The organism is Candidatus Nanopelagicales bacterium, from assembly GCA_018003655.1.
GTDB lineage: Bacteria > Actinomycetota > Actinomycetes > S36-B12 > UBA10799 > JAGNDY01.
The window spans coordinates 25,031-42,343 of record JAGNDY010000002.1; the positions used below are offsets into that span (position 1 = coordinate 25,031).

A 17,313-nucleotide genomic window follows, 5' to 3' on the forward strand; every position below is an offset into this window, starting at 1 on the left:
TTAGCGTAAAGAGTGGCAGTTATGCACCCATAGCGCCACATTCGGGCGTGGTGGATCATTTTTTCGGTGAATCCCTCGTGTCAACGCGCGTCATCTGCACTAGCAGGTCGTCAACCAAATCACTAAGGGCCGCGTATCGCGGCACTGCCTGACCGCCGTCAGGCGCGGAGCCGCCAATCAGAGCTACCCCTGTGCCGGCGGCCATGCCAGCTGCGATATCTGTCATTGCGTCACCAACCATGATCGCGTCGGCCGGATCGATCGCCCACGCCGACAGCGCCTGCTGCAAGAGGCCCGGCAAGGGCTTTCGGCAGTCGCAACTGCCTTCTACATGGGGGCAGGTAAATACGCCATCGACGTGTGCGCCCGACTCGGCCAGCAACGTCTGCATTCGATCGTGTACTTGCGCAACCGCGGCCTCGGTCACGACCCCAGTACCGATTCCCTGCTGGTTGGTCACGACCAGCACAACGAACCCGGCGCGATTGAGCTTTGCGATCGCTGGTGCAACCCCCGCCTCGAGTTCGAAGTCGCGAGGATCACCCACATATCTGGTCCGTTCGGGTGACACGTTGATCGTTCCGTCCCGATCAAGCAATACGCACCGTATCCGGTTCAGCACTGTGTCCCTGCCTTCAATGGGACTCATCCGAACAGGCGAATCTCAACCCACTCGGCCCACAGATGTCCCCAGATTTTGTGGACTTCCTGGATGCGACCGATCACATCGCTCGGAGCTCGCATGACGACGTCGGCGACTGTCTCCATCTGCCCGCCGGTGGTTCCCGTGAGCGCAATCGTGCGCAGCTCGAGTTCTCGCGCCTGCCTGAGGCCGGCCAGCACGTTGGCCGATCGCCCGGAACCGGACAGCCCGAAGACCATGTCGCCCGGCCGCGCGAGCGCCGTGACTTGGCGAGCGAAAACCTGCTCGTATCCGTAGTCGTTCGCTAAGGCCGTCAAAATTGCCGGTGAGTCCGTCAGTGACAGTGCCGGCAACGGGTCGCTCTCGTGGACACAGCGTCCAACAAACTCCGCCGCCATGTGGCCCGCATCGGCCGCACTGCCTCCGTTGCCAAAGAAGAGCAACTTATGACCATTGCGAATGGTGTCTTCAATCTCGCCCGCGACCTCTTCGACAGCCTGCACCGACTCTGGATCCTTCAGTTGGTGCAGCACGGACTCAATGTCAGAGACCCTGTCCAGTAGTAGCCGGTCGAAAGCACGTTGATCTAACTTGTTCACGGCCACGCCCTCCACGTAGTCAGCCCTTGGCGACTGAAACCAAAGTCCGTCACCGTCAGTCCGAGGTTAACCAGCGACTCGGTCACCAACGGTCGCGTTCCCTCGCCGAGGTAGAAGAGCATGTATCCCCCACCGCCAGCACCGGTCACCTTGCCACCAATCGCGCCAGCCTTCTTCGCTGCCTCATAGGCGTCATCGATGTATCCAGTGGCGATCCGGGGACTCATACGGCGCTTCTCGTGCCACGCCTCATCCAGCAGTTCGCCGAACACCCGCGGGCGCCGTTGCAGCAGAGCGTTCTTCATTTCCACGGCCAATTGCTTCTGTCGCCGCAGCGCATCGATGGCACCCGGTTCGCCTCCGAGGTACCGCGAGGTCTGGTCGGCGATGATGTGATCGGACATCCGAGTTCTGCCGGTGTCGACCAGCAACAGGTTGTGTTCGAGCTCGCGGACTGTCTCGTCATCGATCCGCAGCGGGTTGACCACGACGTGGTCTGCGTGGAACTCAATGAAGTTGAACCCACCGAACGTCGCGGCGTACTGGTCTTGCAACCCACCGGCGATTCCGAGGTCCTGTCGCTCCACGAGATATGCCAATTCGGCGATCTCATAGCTGGTCAGCGGAGTCCGATAATGGGCCTGCATCGCCCCGATCAACGCCACGACTACGGCCGAGGAGGCTCCCAGACCCGAACCTGGTGGAGCCGACGAGCGCAGGGTGACGTCAAAACCGCCAGCCTCCTTGTCGATGACACGTCGAACCGCCGCCTTGGCCAAGTCGAGGTTGCCGTCAAAGTGAATCTGGTCGCCCACCTGGAAGGACGCCTCCCGGCCAAGATCGTGGGACGTCACCGTGACCGCCCGGTCATCTCGCGGACTAAGGCTGGCAAACGCGGCCCGGTCTATGGTTGCGCTGAGGACAAACCCACCCTCGTTCTCCGGGAATGGGGGCACATCGGTACCGCCACCCGCGAAGCTCAAACGCAGCGGCGCCTTAGCGCGAATCACTTCTGAGCCCGACTTCAAACCTGCCTCCAGAAATCCAAACGGTCTGCAATCATGCAACTACCCATCCCGGTGTGCACGATGGCCACGGGCACGCTGAAGACTAGCCTGAATTACGCCCCTTGAGGAGGCTTAGCGGCAATGGTCAGTTCAACGACTCACCCGCACAGTACTCCCGCCCATGATGCCCCCCGCCTTGACGGGCTCCGTGCCATTGCCGCAACGCTCGTTGTGCTTACTCACTCCGGCTTCCTTTCCGGGCAGTACTACAACGGCCAAGTTGGCGCCTTCTTGGCCAGGTCAGACGTGGGTGTTCCCATCTTCTTCGCCCTCTCGGGCTTTCTGCTCAGTCGTAGCTGGGCACGCAAGGAACCAGGCCGTCCGGGTCTGCGCCGGTACTTCCGGCACCGCTTCTGGCGCATCGCCCCGGCTTATTGGGTAGCGCTGGTCGCGGTGCTGCTCACAACTGCTCACGGCACCGACTTCGCTGCGATCGCATCCAACTTTTCGCTTACCCAGGTCTACAGCAACGATTTGTTGCCTAGCTTCACCCAGACCTGGAGTTTGTGCGCTGAAGTCGCCTTCTACCTCGCGCTGCCGTTGATTGCGCCCTGGGCGTTGGCCAGTGACGCGGTCAATCCGTTCCGGTCGTCAATCAAACGCTGCCTCGTCCTCTGCCTTGTCGCGTGGACGTGGCTTGGATTCTTCACACTCGTCGGTGCTGGCAACACCGCAGGAGCCCTGACCCAGTGGGCGCCGGGGCACCTGGATTGGTTTGCCGCAGGAATCATCCTCGCGCGGTTTGAGCCGCAGGTGCGCACCCGGTTGCAAGCCCTCCCACGGGGCAGCATTTTGGCTCACCCGGGGACACTCATGCTGGGCGCGATTGCTCTGTTCTGGCTGGCAATGACCCCGCTTGCAGGGCCCAGGGATCTGTCGACGCCGAGTGTCTTCTCAGCGTTAACCCGAGAGATCCTGTACGCCGCAATTGCCGGCCTTGCAGTACTTGCGGCGCTGACCGACGCCAGCGCAGACACTTGGTGGGGCCGCACTCTGCAATCACCGTTTATGAAGTGGGCTGCGGAGATATCTTACGCCGTGTTCCTCTGGCACCTGCTCGTGCTGCAGGGTCTAAGAAACCTGTTCGGGTTTGCCGACTTCACCGGCAATTGGTTCTTCTTGGCTGTCCTCACCCTTATCGTGTCGGCCGCCATCGCGCAACTGTCCGTCTGGTTGGTCGAGCGTCCCAGCATGCGCATCGCGCGCCGGGGTGATCCGCAGCGAAAGAACCAGCCAAGCCAACAGGCCGCCGCAACTCAGTAACTGAATAAGCCCCGCCCAGAATGTGTGCCCGGCTACCTCTGTTGTCACGACTGCGACGGTTGTGGCGACCGCAAGCGCACCCACAAAGATCGCGCTGAGAACCCTGCGCCCGAGGAAACTTGCGATGACGCCCAGCACGGCGCCGACCAGGCCAGCAACGATCGCCCCCAGCAGCGTCGGTACAACCACCTCTACGGCTCTTGGCGCATGAGCACCAGGATCATGCAGGACCTCCTGATCCGCCGATTCAGGCAAAGCCACTACTGGTCCGCGCACGATCGCGAGCAGCGCGACGACGACCAAAGCCAGCAGCCCTGCGAGAAGCCCAAATCGGTACGTGGTTGCCGGCGCAAACGAGGCCTCCACCGTGCTCGGTTGACTAGCTGCCGGCAGCACCCATCCTTGCTTCCAGCCGTCAACTCGCACTGGAGTCAGCGGGGCATCCCCGATGCTGGCTCGCCAGCCGTCGTTGAAGCCCTCGTTGACGGCCAAGATGCTCGCCGCACCTGGTCCCAGTTCGAGTTCCCGCTTGTCAGCTCCCCAACTCTCGATCTGCAGGCTCCGCGGAGGCACGATCGCTGCGCCGCCCTGCGTCGCGGGCCGGATTGCGACCGAATCGACCTTGAAGGCCGCACTCGGAATACCATCGAGAGTGTTGGTCCCGGCTTTGACGTCAGGCACCGGGTCGCACAGTTGAAGCGGCACTTTCGCTCTGCCGACCAGGTCTCGGGCGCTTACTGAGAGCCGTGTGCGGACTGGCTGGCCATTCAGTTCGATCAGGGGGCCTTCACCGCAAGGGAGGGTGATCTTTCCAGTGGTCGGGCTGACGACCGAATCGCCCAGCTTGAACCGCAGCTCTCTGACCGAGATCCCGGAGATGTCACTAGTCTTCTTCTTCGTTTCGGTATTCAGCACGATGAAGAACTCGCGACCGGTCAGCGGTTGGAAAGTGAAGTCGCCGGTTTTCCCACCGGTAACTGACGTTCGAGACTGGTTGCCACTTGAGATCGTCATTCCCAAGACTCGGAATGGCGAGTCTTCACCGAGCACGGCTTGCACGCCGTCGATCGTCAACGGCTTGTCGTAGCGGACGCGCAGCCAGGGAGACACATCGCCCTCGCCGGGGATCCAGCCAGTGCGAGGATCGCCGTCCAGGGCAGCCCCGGGTCGCGCTGCGGGGTCGTCGGAGAATCTGCTGGATGCGTATACCTTCATCCCCGAGCTTGCATCCAGGAGCCGCTCAAGATCCGGACCAGCTATCGGACTCGCGGTAGCCCGCAGATCAACGGCGTTGTCACCGGAGCTGGAGAAGGTGCGTGCAAAACGATCCGGTTCGGGCGAGGCCGCTTGCTCTGTCGCCACACAGGCGAATACTTCGGTGAGGGTGCAGGCGGCGCGCTCCCCCGGCTCCCGTTGGAAGAGCCACTGCGAGGCTGAACCAGGGACAGCCAACCGCTCGACGGCGGTGAATCCGGGCAACGACAAACCCGTGATACCGGTCGGCAGGGTCCTGTCTCGCCAGTTGACTATCTCGACCTCAACGAAGTCCGTCTTTCCGTCGAAGCTGTCGACAACATCTTGCGCCCCTGGGGGCACGACGAATGTGCGGGAGCCCTGCGCAGTCGTGACCCTCAATTCGGTTGGGCGCTCGATACCGCGTGCACGCGGTAGAGTGATTTTCAACGGTCCGGTTTGGGGTCGTTCGAATGTCGTCTTCAACGTCGGGCTCTTATCTCCAATAGCAGAAACCCACGTAGTCAGGTCGGATCCATCGAATGCGGAGAATGCCCGGGCTTTGGGACCCAGGAAGGGAATCTCGTAGGGATCCGAGGCTGAACTGGACGAATCCAGCGTCGCGAGTCCGTCATAGATGACCACGGTCTGTTCCGTCGATTCGGGGAACGGTGAGATGTCGGCAACCGCGCGGCCACCAGAGACATCACTGCCTGCCGTCTGGGTAGGGCCGTAGTTCTTTCCAACCGGGGCTCCCACATTGAGGACCCGTCGCCGCAGCGTGTCGGTAGCCACATCTGGTTGACCACCGTCAATCGGTTGACCATCAGCAGTCGCCACGGAGGCGAAGTCATCGGCCGCTCCAGTTGCGGCCCATGCCTCAGGTCCACCGGCAAACGTCTTCGGAGTCGCTCCGGCCGCCACGTAGGCGCGAGGATCGTCGCGAGACACGCCAGCCGACGTTGGCGGTGACACCGCGAAGACTTCGATCGCCGGCACCTTGCCTTGAGTCCCTACCGCCTCGCCAGGCAGAGTCCTGGCGACGGGAACCTTCTTGCCGAAGCCTGCGACGAGGTTAATGCCCGGGGAAGCTATCAAGGTCGCCCGAGCGGCCGCTGGGGGCGTGGTCGCGCGGAATGTATCCACGTCGTTGCGCAGAATCACGGTTGTCACCCCGGCCCGCGCCAGGCCCCTGGCGAGACCGTCGTTACCGACACCACTGGCCAAGATGGACTCAAAGCCATCCATCAGTCTGGTGGCACCGGGTGCCCCAAGCGGCACGGCGTCGCGGACGGCCCACGGCGAGCGCGCAAGTGCTTGCATCGGCTCGTCTCGGGTGTCACCCCAACTGTAAGTTGCAAACGAAGTACCCGGTACCAGCAAGCTCCGGCCACCCCCGCGAGATGCCTCCTGCGCGGCAGCCGACGCCTTCGACCACGACGGGGGAATCTTCTCGAACGAACCGCTGGGCACAAAGGTCGCCGATAGTGCTGGCGAGACAGCCGCGAGGACCAAGGCAAATACAACGACGACCGGCACTACATGGATGCCCCGCGCGAGTTGGTAGCCGAATCGCCATTCCAGCCAACGATTCAGGGGACGGCGCGCGTAGTTGACGAGCAAGGGGAAAGCGACGGCCAGACCCAGTGCGATCGGTAGCCGGAGTAGGACGTCGAACTTGTGGACGTTTCGCAAGGGTGAGCCTGGACCATCGAGGAATGATTGAACGGCCGAGCCAATCGGCGACCCCAACGCCCCCGCATAGCCAGCGGTAATGATCGCGACTCCGATGACTGTTGATGTCACGAGCCACAGTCGAACCCGGCCGTCGATCTTGCTGACCCCCCACAGACCCAAGATTGCCACGACCGCAGTGCCGGCAATTCCAAGCGCAGAAAGTGCCAACCAGTTGCCGGCAGGTTGCCGGCTCTGACTCGTGTCGCCCAGGAATGCCAACCAGCTATCACTGCCCCTGATCACGTTGAAGGCAGAAGCGGGCAAGGTCGTGAAGTTCGCCGATTCGATGTAGTCCAGGAACGGGAACGAGTACTTGCCCAGTACGAGCAGCGGCACGAGCCACCACAAGCAGGCAACGGGAATCAGGATGAGCCACCACCGCATCAGCACCCGGCGTGCAGTTCCTGTTGCGGAGAACAGCAGGAAGGTGAAAGCCAGCGGCAGCGTGGCCAGCACCGCGACAGCGTTGACACCGCCCATGAGCGCGACCGCGAGCGCCGATCTGGCGGCCCCTCGACGCAGCCGACCACTCGCTTGCGCCGTGATCAGCGGTATGACCGTCCACGGTGCCAGTGCGGTCGGCCACGACTCGATGGAGATTGCAGCCATGCTTCCGATCAGCCGAGGAGACAGCGCGAAGATTATTGCGGCGACGATCCGCGACGCGGGGGTTCCGAGCCCGAGCAGCTTGGCCAGGCGCAGCACCCCGAAATACGCCACCAGTAGGAGCAGGCACCACCACGAGCGTTGAATCAACCACCCCGGAAGGTGCAGCAAATCGCCGAGCAGGAAGAACGGGCCCATCGGCATGAGGTAGCCGTACGACTGGTTCTGCATCTGCCCGAAGGACGCGCTCGGGTCCCACGCCTGCATCGCTCGAGCGAGGAATCCGGCCGGATCGATGAGCAAATCGGTCTTGGTGTCCGCCGTCATGGCCGTGGGGGTCGGTGCCATTGCGACCCCCACGAGGACGACCGCTCCGAGCAGCGCCCACAGACGCTCCGCAGTGATGGTGACCGAGCGGAGCCTTTGCGACAGCGTCACGAAACGGCCTCTGCGCGCACATGACCATCGCTGCGAGATGCGAGTGAGGCGAAGGCCGACGTGAGTTCGTGGACAGATCCGCTGGAGCCGGGTACGAAACTGCGTCCGTGATTTGCGAACTCATCGCGCCCGGACATTGGGCAATAGTATCTCTTGAACTCAGTCCCGAGGGCTAAACTCGGCCCATGCTAGAAGGTGGCACTGCCGCGTCAGTGGATCGGCCGGACCGGCTCCGAATCCTGGTAACTTCATGGCGCGACGAGGGACACCCAGAGGCGGGCGGTGCAGAGGTCTTCCTCGAACGGGTCACCAGTTCACTCGCTGAGCGCGGACACCACGTCACAATTGGTACCGCCCGCTATCCGGGATCGCTGCCCAGCCAAGCAAGGGGTGACCGCCTGTTTGTTCGCGCCGGTGGCCGATACACGGTCTACCCGCGTGGCCTGTTGCATGCGGCGGTCCATCGCAGGCAATACGACGTCATCCTCGATATCGCCAACGGCGTGCCATTCTGGACACCGGTCGCCCTCGCCGCGCCGGTGGTTTGCCTGGTCCACCATGTGCACCGCGAGCAGTGGGCGGAAGTGTTCTCCCCGGCTGTCAGCAGATTCGGCTGGTGGATGGAATCAAAGGTAACCCCGGCCATCTACCGGCGGGCGCAGTTCCTCGCTGTGAGCAACGCAACCGCAGCTGACCTTCAGGGGTTGGGAGTGTCACCGGAACGGATTCGAGTCATCTACTCCGGCGTCGAAACCGCAGTCCCGCAGAAGAGACTCATGGAGGCGCCGCCATTCCCACACCTTGTCTGTATCGGCCGACTTGTCCCCCACAAGCGAATTGAGATCGCCCTGCGGACAGTTGCCCGAATGCGCGAGCAATTCCCGGGCGTGCTGCTGACAATCGCTGGTTCGGGCTACTGGGAAGAGGGACTTCGGGCAGAGGCCGCGCGGCTCGGCATCGAAGACCACGTCCGTTTTGCGGGGGTTATCTCTGATCAGGAAAAAGCGAATCTGCTCGCCGAGGCCACCATCCACCTGATGCCGTCACTCAAGGAGGGTTGGGGTCTGGTCATCATCGAGGCAGCCACCGTCGCTACGCCGTCGATCGCGTTTGGATCTGCTGGCGGCACAAAAGAGTCGGTGGTGCAGAACGAGACGGGGATCCTGGTCGAAACTGAGGATGAGTTCTACGAAGCGGTACTGTGTTTGAGCAGCGACTCAGCCGAGCGCGAACGCCTGGGAGCCCAGGCGCTGCGCCACTCACAACGCTTCAACTGGGGCAACACCGCAGATGGTGTGGAAGACGCCCTTATGCGTGCGGCCGGGAAATTCTAGGCGTGATCGATGGCATGTGGTGGTGTGTCAGTACATGTAAAAGAGCGCACCCGCCTCGATGTGCCGCGAATGCGCTCTGAACCGGACGGAGTGAAGTGTCCGGTTAGTTAGCTGAGCTCGTGCTGCCGTAATCGACCAGTGGCTGGTCGCTCTGCCCGGAGTTACCGGTCACAGCTGATGTGATTCCGAAGGCTGCGACAACCGCAATAACGACGCCAGCGACTGCCGCGACAACCGCGCCCGCCGTACCGGACAGTCCGCCGCCGCCTGCTGCTCCACCAGATGACTCACTCATTGCGTTGTCTCCTCCAGTTAAGTTCGTTTCGCGCGAAACGTACCACCTTGGCTATTGCGAATGCACGGAAGTAGCGCCATTTGGACGAGGAAACTTCCTAGCACCCAACAGCAGCGTAGCCGAGCCCAACAGGATTACCAACCCCAACAGATCAACGGTCACCACGAGTGGCCACCAACCCGGAAGTACGGGGGCCGTCCCGGCCGTCGGTACTTCCCACAATCTGAGGCCCGTCTGATCACTTACCAACCGCAAGCCAGCGAGCTTCGACTGGTCGATCGGGCGCGGCTGGTCAGTCTGTTCGATCACCCAACGCACGCCCATGGTAGGCAGCACGTCGGCCAGTTGCACGTTCCTTTCCAGCGCGTCGGCGACCGCCGCCGAGCGTGGATCGTCGCCTGCCACCCACGTCACCCCGCCGGGCCCGGACACCGGCAACCGATCATCGGCAATGACCGTGCGGGTCATGAACCGCGGAGCAGGGTCCAACACGGTTCGGTTGCCGTTCCATGGATACCGACGAAACGTCGTCCACGGAACGGATACCGCGTCCCCGGGTGGCCCAGCCGCAATCGCGGAGCGCACGGATTCCCACCCCGACGGGTAGGACACTGAGCCAAGTCGCCCCCACACGCCTGCGGCCATATCTGGCAGCAACGCCAACGGGACGACGATGAGGACGGCCATTGCCAGCCGCAGTCGCACCTGCGCGTGGGATCTATCGAAGATTCGGGCTACGCCCAGCGGAAGGGCCAGCGCCATCAGCAGCGCCAGAGGTGCCAGCAGCTTCTGGCCGTCTCGGACGATGCCCCCACCGGGCACCGACTCGACTATCCACCGGATCGTTCCGGCCGTCGGACTCCATGCGCCAGCAACGGCCAGGAGCAACGAGACCGCCGCAAACCCAACGAGCCACCACCCCGTAGCCCGGCCGAGTCTCGCCACCAGCGGCACAAGACCGATCACCGCCAGTGCTGCTAGCACCACTGCGGCGATCGGCATCCACGGCAGGTCGCGTGTGGCCGGGATGACCTGGGCGTTCCATGCCCCGCCGAGGCCAAGCGCAGTCAGCAGCGGCCCGCCCCAGGCCTCGCTTCGCAGCGCAAAAACGGACGCGCCAGCAGCATCCGAGCTTGCGACGTTCGGATTGAGCATTGCCGGCAACCACCAGGTGGCGTTGAGCAGAACGAGAGCGCCGAACACGGCGGCCCGCCACTTGATCGCCAACCTGCTGGGAATCAGCCACACCGGTGCGGCGAGCACCAGGCACCAGACACCCCCAGTGGGAACCAACGACCCGAGTCCGCACCACAGCGCCAACTGGGCGCAACCAGTCAGTTCGCCCCGCCGTGCCTTTATGACCGCCGCAACGATCCACGGCATTGCCCCGTAGGTGAGCAGCACGGCCCAGTTGCCCAGGACTAGGCGCTCGGCGACGAATGGGTTCCAGATCGCCAGCGTGGCGGCGGCGAGCTGGACCAGCAGATGAGTGCCGCGCAACAGCCGGGCAGCGCCGATGCCCGCTAGCAACAGCGCCGCCATCAGGACGACCTTCTGCAGAATCTGGCCGGGCAACGGACCTGCAATCAGTGACACAACGATGTCCTGCGGCGTCGACCGAGGCAGACCGCCGGATATTCCCAACATCCACGGGAGCAGTGTTTGGCGAGGGACGAACACCATGTCGTAGGACAGCGTGTAACCAGGCAGTAGCGCAGGCCCGAGCGCGAGCACGGAGAGCGCAAAAGACCAAAGCGGAATCAACCACCGGCGGGAGCGCGGCACAGCAAAAATTGCTTCGCCTTCTCCCACGACTTGGCGCTCGTCCACCGGACTCCTCATTCACTCGATGCTCGACACCCAGATGTACTCCACAGATCCGGCTAACCCGCATAGGGTGTCAGCCCGGAGGACTAATGGCCACGAGCAACACCAAAGCGGGCAAGCCGCAAATCAAACCGCAGCGCAGCGCGCTCAGCGGCGCGATCTTGGTTGGCATCGGTCTGGCCATCGCCCAAGTCACCTCCTACCTGCTGAGCTTGATCTCCGCGCGCGTGCTCGGCCCTACGGGCTACGGCGTGATCGCCTCGATGCTCGCCCTGCTCCTGGTCGGAAGCGTCCTCGCTTTGGGCATCCAGGCCGCCGGAGCTCGCAGGATCGTCCTGCTGCCATCGGGCGAACGACGCCACGGCGCATCCGGCGTGCTGCGCAGCGCCTACCTGGCGGGCGTGGCAGTCGCGATCGTCACGGCAGCGCTGGCCGCTCCGTTGACCTGGTTGCTGCACCTTTCCGGGCCTGTGCCGGTGCTACTGGTGGCCCTGAACCTGCTGCCGCTGACCGTCATGGGTGGCCTGCTCGGAGTCGCCCAAGGCCGCGAGGCATACCTGCGTCTAGCGGTTCTGTGCGCTCTGAACGGAGCAGGTCGGGCGATGGGCGGCATCATCGGCGTCATCGTCTTCAAGTCGATTCTCGGCGCGCTCATCGGCATGACCATCGGCACCTTCGCCTCGGTCGCCTTGGCTTGGCTACTGACTCAGAAACTGATCCATCGACCAGCGACGCGCCTCAATCACTTCATGTCCGAGGCTCTGCACGACACCCATGCGCTGTTCGTGCTTTTTGTGCTGACCAACATGGATGTGCTGCTTGCCCGCCACTTCTTGACCGCTTCGGCGGCGGGAATGTACGCAGCGGGCGCTGTCGTCGCCAAGGTCACCTTTTGGCTGCCGCAATTCGTGGCGACAGTGGCCTACCCCCGATTAGCCGACAAGCGACGGTCGCGAACCCTCGGACTCGGCGCGCTGATTGTCGCTGTCATCGGGATCGCAGCTACGGCGGTCATCGCGGCGATCCCGAATGTCGTGGTGCAGTTCGTCGGTGGTTCCGCCTACAACGAGTTGTCGAGTGAGGTGTGGATCTTCGCAGCATCGGGATCGGCGTACGCGCTCGCGCAGTTCCTGCTTTACGGCCAACTGGCGGCGAGCAAGAACTCGGCCATCATCGTTTTGTGGCTGGCGGTCGTCAGCCTGGTCACATTGGTGATTCTGTTTCATGACTCAGTGCTGCAAATCGTTTTGTCGGTCCTGGGCGTTGCCCTGTCTGTCTCCGTGGTGGGCGTGATCGAGCTCCTATTCGAACGACGCAGAGACCGCGCGATGGAACTGGAAGTCAATGCGGTCTAAGAACTCTGCGGCGATGCTGCGAACACGAACCGTCTCCCCTGGCCGCCAGTGCAGTCGCTCAGATTTCAGCGGCTGGGGACGAACCACCTCATCGGTGGCGGAGGACTGCGTGGTCTCAGGCTACGCCGAATTGACCGAAGCAATCACGACCGCGAGTACGCGGGGAGTCATCGCCCGTGGATTCGGACGGGCCGCCGGCGACGCGAGCCAAAACGCGGGCGGACGAGTAGTTCGACTCGAAGGCGAGTTCAGCGAACCGGCAGTCCACTGGATCGATTGGGAACGCCGCGTAGCGCGGGTGAGCGCAGGCGCGTCATTCGCGGCGGTGATGCGGGCGCTGCTGTCACAAGGGTGGTTCCTGCCCACACCTGGGACCACCGGGCACATGACCATCGGCGGCGCGTTCGCCAGCGACCACCTCACCGCCGCCCAGTCACGCCGTGGGTCACTGGCGGCCAACACCGAGGCCGTCGGGTTGGTGGACGGCAGAGGTCGCGAGTTGCGCCTGGAACCCCGAGGCAAGTCCGCGCCAGAGTTCTGGGCAACCGCAGCTGGGCTCGGCATGACCGGAGTCATCACCAGCCTCGACGTCCGTGTAGTGCCGGTTACCTCCGCCTGGATGGTGGTGGAATCGGCTCGACACGACCGCATCGATGATGTGCTCTCCGACTTGGAGAGAGCGTCGTCGCTTTACCCGTACAGCTACGCCCTGCTGGATACCTCAGCATCCGGTGATTGCCTTGGCCGCGGCACCGTGTCGGCCGCCCGTCATGCTGTCGTGTCCGAACTGCCAGAACACCGACAACACGAGGCATTGGACTTCGATCAGGTTGGTGGCCGGGCTAGGCGTCGGCAAGTTCCCGACCAGTTGCTCAGGCCTGCCACGTCACGACTGGTGCAGGGTCTTGCTTTCCGAGCCGCTCCTCGCCGCGAGGTGGAGCAACTGCAGCCGGCGTCCATGTTCTTCCATGTCGACGACCGCTCGAGCTGGACGGCACCGGTGAGCGAGCACGGCCTGCTCACCTACCAGGTGTCAATCCCGCAGGACAGAACGGACCTCATCGCCCATTTACTCGAGGGCCTCGCCAACGAGCGGATCGTCAGCCAACGCTGTCTGCTCATAAAACTGGCTAACCATCAATCCGGTGCCCTGTCGTTCGAAACACCGGGGTGGGCATTGTCGATCGAGTTCCCGCAACAATGCCAACAGCTTTCGGCCACGCTGGATACCTTCGATGAGCAACTCGCGGCCGCCGGTGGCCGCGCGGCATTGTCCAACGATGCCCGACTACTGGCCGACGTGGCTCCGGCGATGTATCCGAACCTGCCGGTCTGGCAATCTGCGCGCTCGCGGCTCGATCCAGAGCACCGATTCAGGTCTGACCTCGTTAGCAGGCTCCAACTGTGATCGACGGAATGGGCAACCTGCAAAGCATCGCGGTTCTCGGTGGCACGGACCCAGCCGCACTCGCTGTCGTCGACCATTTGATCGGTCCTCGCCTTGCCCGGGTCGCGATCGCGGGGCCACCGACCGCGCGTCTGGCCGACGCCGCCGTCCGGATCGAGGCGCTTGGGGTCAGGCACGTCGCCACCCACGCGTACGACCCGTTGCGCCCTGGCGGAAACCGGCCCCACATTGACGAGATCTTCGATGCTGGGGACATCGACTTGACCATCGTGACGGGATCGGTGACCCACCTCCTCGAAGCCATCGGCCCGGAACCCACAGATGACCAGGTGGCTGACCTGGTAACAGCGAACCTCACCTCACCCATGGTCAGCTCGCTGCAGGTCGTCGATCGACTGCGTCGACAAGGCCACGGTCTGCTCGTGGTGGTCAGTCGTACGACCGGTTCAGCATCGAGCCGACTGAACCTGGTGAACAGCGGCATCCAGACCGGGATCGACACGTTCGGGCTACGCGCCGTCGAGGCTCTACGAGGCAGCGGAGCGCGCGGCGTCGTCGCACGACTCGACGATCCGGCGAGCACATCGAGCACACTCGCCGCCGACGACGAGATCACGCGGATGTTCTACGCCGAGGCCGCGTCCGAGATCGCCAAGGCGATTCGGTCAAAACGCCAGCGCGTCGTCTACTACCCGGGGTCTGCCAAGGCAGCTTTCGCCAGCGCCGGTCGGTTACCGAGCCGACTGAGCCGTCACTAGCAGCCGTCGCTAGGGGCAACCACAGCTGTCGGTATCAGTGCGCGGCGTCGTGCCAAGTTCGACCTATGCCCACCGAGACTGCCAGCGGAACGGACAAGTCGGCCGCGGCCATCATCTGCACGCGAACCAACTCGGTGGCGGCAGCGATCTCGCCCGAGCCGACCTCAAGGACCAGTTCGTCGTGAACCTGTAGCAACAGTCGCGTCGACATCTGTTCGGCCTTCAATGCCCTGTCCACGTTGAGCATGGCAACCTTCACGAGATCAGCCGCCGAACCTTGGATCGGAGCATTCAACGCCATCCGCTCTGCCATCTCGCGGCGTTGCCGATTGTCGCTGTTGAGGTCCGGCAGATACCGCCGTCGACCCAAGATGGTCTCCGTGTAACCCGTCGCCCGAGCCCGCACAACCGCCTCGGCCAAGAAGTCCCGCACGCCACCGAACCGTTCGAAGTAGGTCTCCATCATCGCGCGGGCCTCCCCCGCGGAGATGCCGAGTTGGGCCGACAGGCCGAACGCGCTCAACCCATAAGCCAAGCCGTAGGACATCGCTTTGATCCGTCGCCGCTGCTCCGGGTCGACATCCTCGGGGGCCACCCCAAAGACCTGCGCCGCCATGGTGCTGTGCAGATCCTCGCCGGAGTTGAAGGTTGCGATCAATCCCTCGTCGCCGGACAGGTGGGCCATGATCCGCATTTCAATCTGGCTGTAGTCCGCGGTCAGCAACGCCTCGTAGTCGGGCCCCACGACGAATCCCGCGCGAATCCTGCGGCCCTCTTCGGTCCGGATGGGAATGTTCTGAAGGTTCGGATCGGTGCTCGACAGGCGCCCGGTGGCCGCGATCGTCTGTTGGAACGTGGTGTGGATGCGGTGATCGGCATCGACTAGCGGTAACAATCCAGCCACGGTCTGGCGCAGCTTCGACACGTCCCGCCAGCGGAGCAGGACCGGAGGCAGTGGATCGTCGGTGGTTGCTGCCAAGTTGATCAGCGCATCGGCGTCGGTGGTGTAGCCGGTCTTGATCTTTTTTGTTTTGGGCAGATCGCGCTCAACAAACAGGATCTCTTGCAGTTGCTTGGGTGAGCCGAGGTTGAAGGGATGGCCGACGATCTCGTGGGCCAGATCCTCGGCCTTGGCGATCTCACGGGCGTAATCCGCCTCGACCTTGCGCAAGTAGTCGACATCCAGGCAAATCCCGTCTCGCTCCATCTGCGTGAGCAACGTGACCAGCGGCAGTTCAACATCGCGAAGCAGGTCTGTTCCACCCCGCTTGCCCAGTTCCTCGTCGAGGGTGCCTGATAAGTCCAGCACGGCTCGCGCGGTAGCCGCTAGCCGCACGCGATCTGCGTCGTCATCAGCTCCGGTCAATGACATTTGGCCCGACGAGCTGTCGCTGGTGGGCAGGCGCTTACCGAGGAAGCGTTCGGCCAGATCGGCAACCGTCAGTGCGCGCTGTCCCGCCAGAACCAAATAGGCCGACAACTCGGTGTCTGCCGCGAGACCGCGCACCTGCCAACCCCGAGCCGCCAGCGCGAGCATCTGTCCCTTCGCAGCATGCATGACCTTGGGCCGCTGCGGATCCGACAGCCAGGCGCCGAGTGCATCCTGGTCCGTGGATCCGAGCTGGTCGGGGTCCAGCCACAGTGCTTCACCGTCCGACGCGGCAATCGCCAACGCCCAACAATCACCCGTTCCGGCGCCCCACTTGCCGTCCAGGGACAACGCCATCGGATCGCCTGCCTCGGCGGCGTCACGCAACCAGGCCGCCGCCTCGCCATCGGCTGTCACCACCGTCAGATCGCCAGCGAAGTCGTCGGTCGCCGCCGGTGAATCGGTGGTTGTGCCGACCAGTTCAAACAGCCTGTCGCGCAACACCCGAAACTGAAGCGAGTCGAATACCTCGTGGACCTTCTCCGAGTCGAACTCAGCCCGGAGCAAATCGTCAGGACTGACCTCCAGCGGAACGTCGCGAATCAGTTCGGTCAGCTCACGATTCGTCGCGACCTGGTCAAGGTGGTCGCGCAGCGCATCACCGACCTTGCCCTTGACCGAGTCCGCCTGGGCGAGCAGTTCCTTGAGGCTGCCGTACTCGCGAATCCACTTCGCCGCCGTCTTCTCCCCCACACCCGGAATGTTGGGCAGGTTGTCCGACGGGTCACCGCGCAGAGCGGCGAAGTCGGGGTACTGGGTTGGAGTGAGGCCGTAGCGCTCCTCGACCTGGGCGGGGCCCATCCGCGCCAGATCGGAAACTCCGCGCTTGGGATACAGCACGGTGACGTGGTCGTTGACCAACTGGAAGGCGTCGCGGTCTCCGGTAAGGATCAGCACATCGAAGCCTTCATCGGTGGCGGACGTGGCCAGGGTCGCCAACAGGTCATCGGCTTCGTAGCCATCAATTGCCAAGCTGATGACATCCATCGCGTCAAGTACCTCGCGAATCAGCGCGACCTGGCCTTTGAATTCCTGGGGTGAGGCAGATCGGTTCGCCTTGTACTCCGGGAAAACTTCAGTCCGGAAGGTGGTTCGGGAGACGTCGAAGGCCACCCCGATGTGAGTGGGCGCCTCGTCCCGCAAGGTGTTGATGAGCATCGAGGTGAAGCCATAGACGGCATTGGTGGGTTGCCCGGTCGTGGTCGAGAAGTTCTCCACCGGTAGCGCGAAGAACGCTCGGTAGGCCAACGAGTGGCCATCGACGAGGAGTAAACGGGGACGGTCAGCGGACGCAGGCACGGCACTGATCCTAGGCTGGACT

The 17,313-nt window shown here is 63.3% G+C and carries 11 protein-coding genes; 4 read left to right on the top strand and 7 right to left on the bottom strand.

The genetic code is table 11. The annotated features are described in order from the left end of the window. Positions 1–55 precede the first annotated feature (55 nt). The 4 genes from KAZ48_00760 to KAZ48_00775 form a co-directional block, all read right to left on the bottom strand. A complete protein-coding gene (locus KAZ48_00760) occupies positions 56–649 on the bottom strand; it encodes an HAD family hydrolase (GenBank protein MBP7971301.1) in 594 nt (197 codons plus the stop codon). Continuing rightward, positions 646–1,242, bottom strand: a complete 597-nt coding sequence (locus KAZ48_00765) for an SIS domain-containing protein (protein ID MBP7971302.1) — start codon at positions 1,240–1,242, stop codon at positions 646–648. The genes KAZ48_00760 and KAZ48_00765 overlap by 4 nt, the downstream gene beginning before the upstream one ends. After that, positions 1,239–2,252, bottom strand: coding sequence for a GHMP kinase (locus KAZ48_00770; protein ID MBP7971303.1), 1,014 nt, complete (start codon positions 2,250–2,252; stop codon positions 1,239–1,241). Before KAZ48_00770 ends, KAZ48_00765 begins: the two co-directional genes overlap by 4 nt. A 1,128-nt stretch (positions 2,253–3,380) precedes the next feature. Next, the gene (locus KAZ48_00775) at positions 3,381–7,586 is read right to left on the bottom strand and encodes a DUF3367 domain-containing protein (protein ID MBP7971304.1); all 4,206 of its coding nucleotides are present in this window, start codon (positions 7,584–7,586) and stop codon (positions 3,381–3,383) included. A gap of 185 nt (positions 7,587–7,771) precedes the next feature. Between KAZ48_00775 and KAZ48_00780 the strand changes: the two genes are divergently transcribed. Continuing rightward, positions 7,772–8,920, top strand: coding sequence for a glycosyltransferase family 4 protein (locus KAZ48_00780; protein ID MBP7971305.1), 1,149 nt, complete (start codon positions 7,772–7,774; stop codon positions 8,918–8,920). 103 nt (positions 8,921–9,023) lie between these two features. Here KAZ48_00780 and KAZ48_00785 read toward each other — a convergent pair whose 3' ends face one another. Together KAZ48_00785 and KAZ48_00790 are read right to left on the bottom strand one after the other, a co-directional pair. Further along, positions 9,024–9,215, bottom strand: coding sequence for a hypothetical protein (locus tag KAZ48_00785; protein ID MBP7971306.1), 192 nt, complete (start codon positions 9,213–9,215; stop codon positions 9,024–9,026). A gap of 51 nt (positions 9,216–9,266) precedes the next feature. After that, positions 9,267–11,057 (bottom strand): hypothetical protein, encoded by a 1,791-nt coding sequence (locus tag KAZ48_00790; GenBank protein MBP7971307.1) that lies wholly within the window; start codon positions 11,055–11,057, stop codon positions 9,267–9,269. 74 nt (positions 11,058–11,131) lie between these two features. On the opposite strand from KAZ48_00790, the gene KAZ48_00795 reads away from it, so the two are divergent. The 3 genes from KAZ48_00795 to KAZ48_00805 all read left to right on the top strand — a co-directional run bounded on the left by KAZ48_00795 (position 11,132) and on the right by KAZ48_00805 (position 14,563). Further along, positions 11,132–12,397, top strand: a complete 1,266-nt coding sequence (locus KAZ48_00795) for a hypothetical protein (protein MBP7971308.1) — start codon at positions 11,132–11,134, stop codon at positions 12,395–12,397. 109 nt (positions 12,398–12,506) lie between these two features. After that, positions 12,507–13,805, top strand: coding sequence for an FAD-binding oxidoreductase (locus KAZ48_00800; GenBank protein MBP7971309.1), 1,299 nt, complete (start codon positions 12,507–12,509; stop codon positions 13,803–13,805). Beyond that, a complete protein-coding gene (locus KAZ48_00805; GenBank protein MBP7971310.1) occupies positions 13,802–14,563 on the top strand; it encodes a hypothetical protein in 762 nt (253 codons plus the stop codon). The genes KAZ48_00800 and KAZ48_00805 overlap by 4 nt, the downstream gene beginning before the upstream one ends. Positions 14,564–14,597: 34 nt before the next feature. Here KAZ48_00805 and polA read toward each other — a convergent pair whose 3' ends face one another. Then, on the bottom strand, positions 14,598–17,300 hold the full coding sequence (gene polA, locus KAZ48_00810; GenBank protein MBP7971311.1) for a DNA polymerase I: 2,703 nt from the start codon (positions 17,298–17,300) through the stop codon (positions 14,598–14,600). Between the last annotated feature and the right edge of the window lie 13 nt (positions 17,301–17,313).

Excerpts from the sequence above, each read along its gene's own strand:
- KAZ48_00760 (MBP7971301.1), bottom strand. The coding sequence starts at position 649 with ATGAGTCCCATTGAAGGCAGGGACACAGTGCTGAACCGGATACGGTGC.
- KAZ48_00780 (MBP7971305.1), top strand. The coding sequence starts at position 7,772 with ATGCTAGAAGGTGGCACTGCCGCGTCAGTGGATCGGCCGGACCGGCTC.
- KAZ48_00785 (MBP7971306.1), bottom strand. The coding sequence starts at position 9,215 with ATGAGTGAGTCATCTGGTGGAGCAGCAGGCGGCGGCGGACTGTCCGGT.
- KAZ48_00790 (MBP7971307.1), bottom strand. The coding sequence starts at position 11,057 with ATGAGGAGTCCGGTGGACGAGCGCCAAGTCGTGGGAGAAGGCGAAGCA.
- KAZ48_00795 (MBP7971308.1), top strand. The coding sequence starts at position 11,132 with ATGGCCACGAGCAACACCAAAGCGGGCAAGCCGCAAATCAAACCGCAG.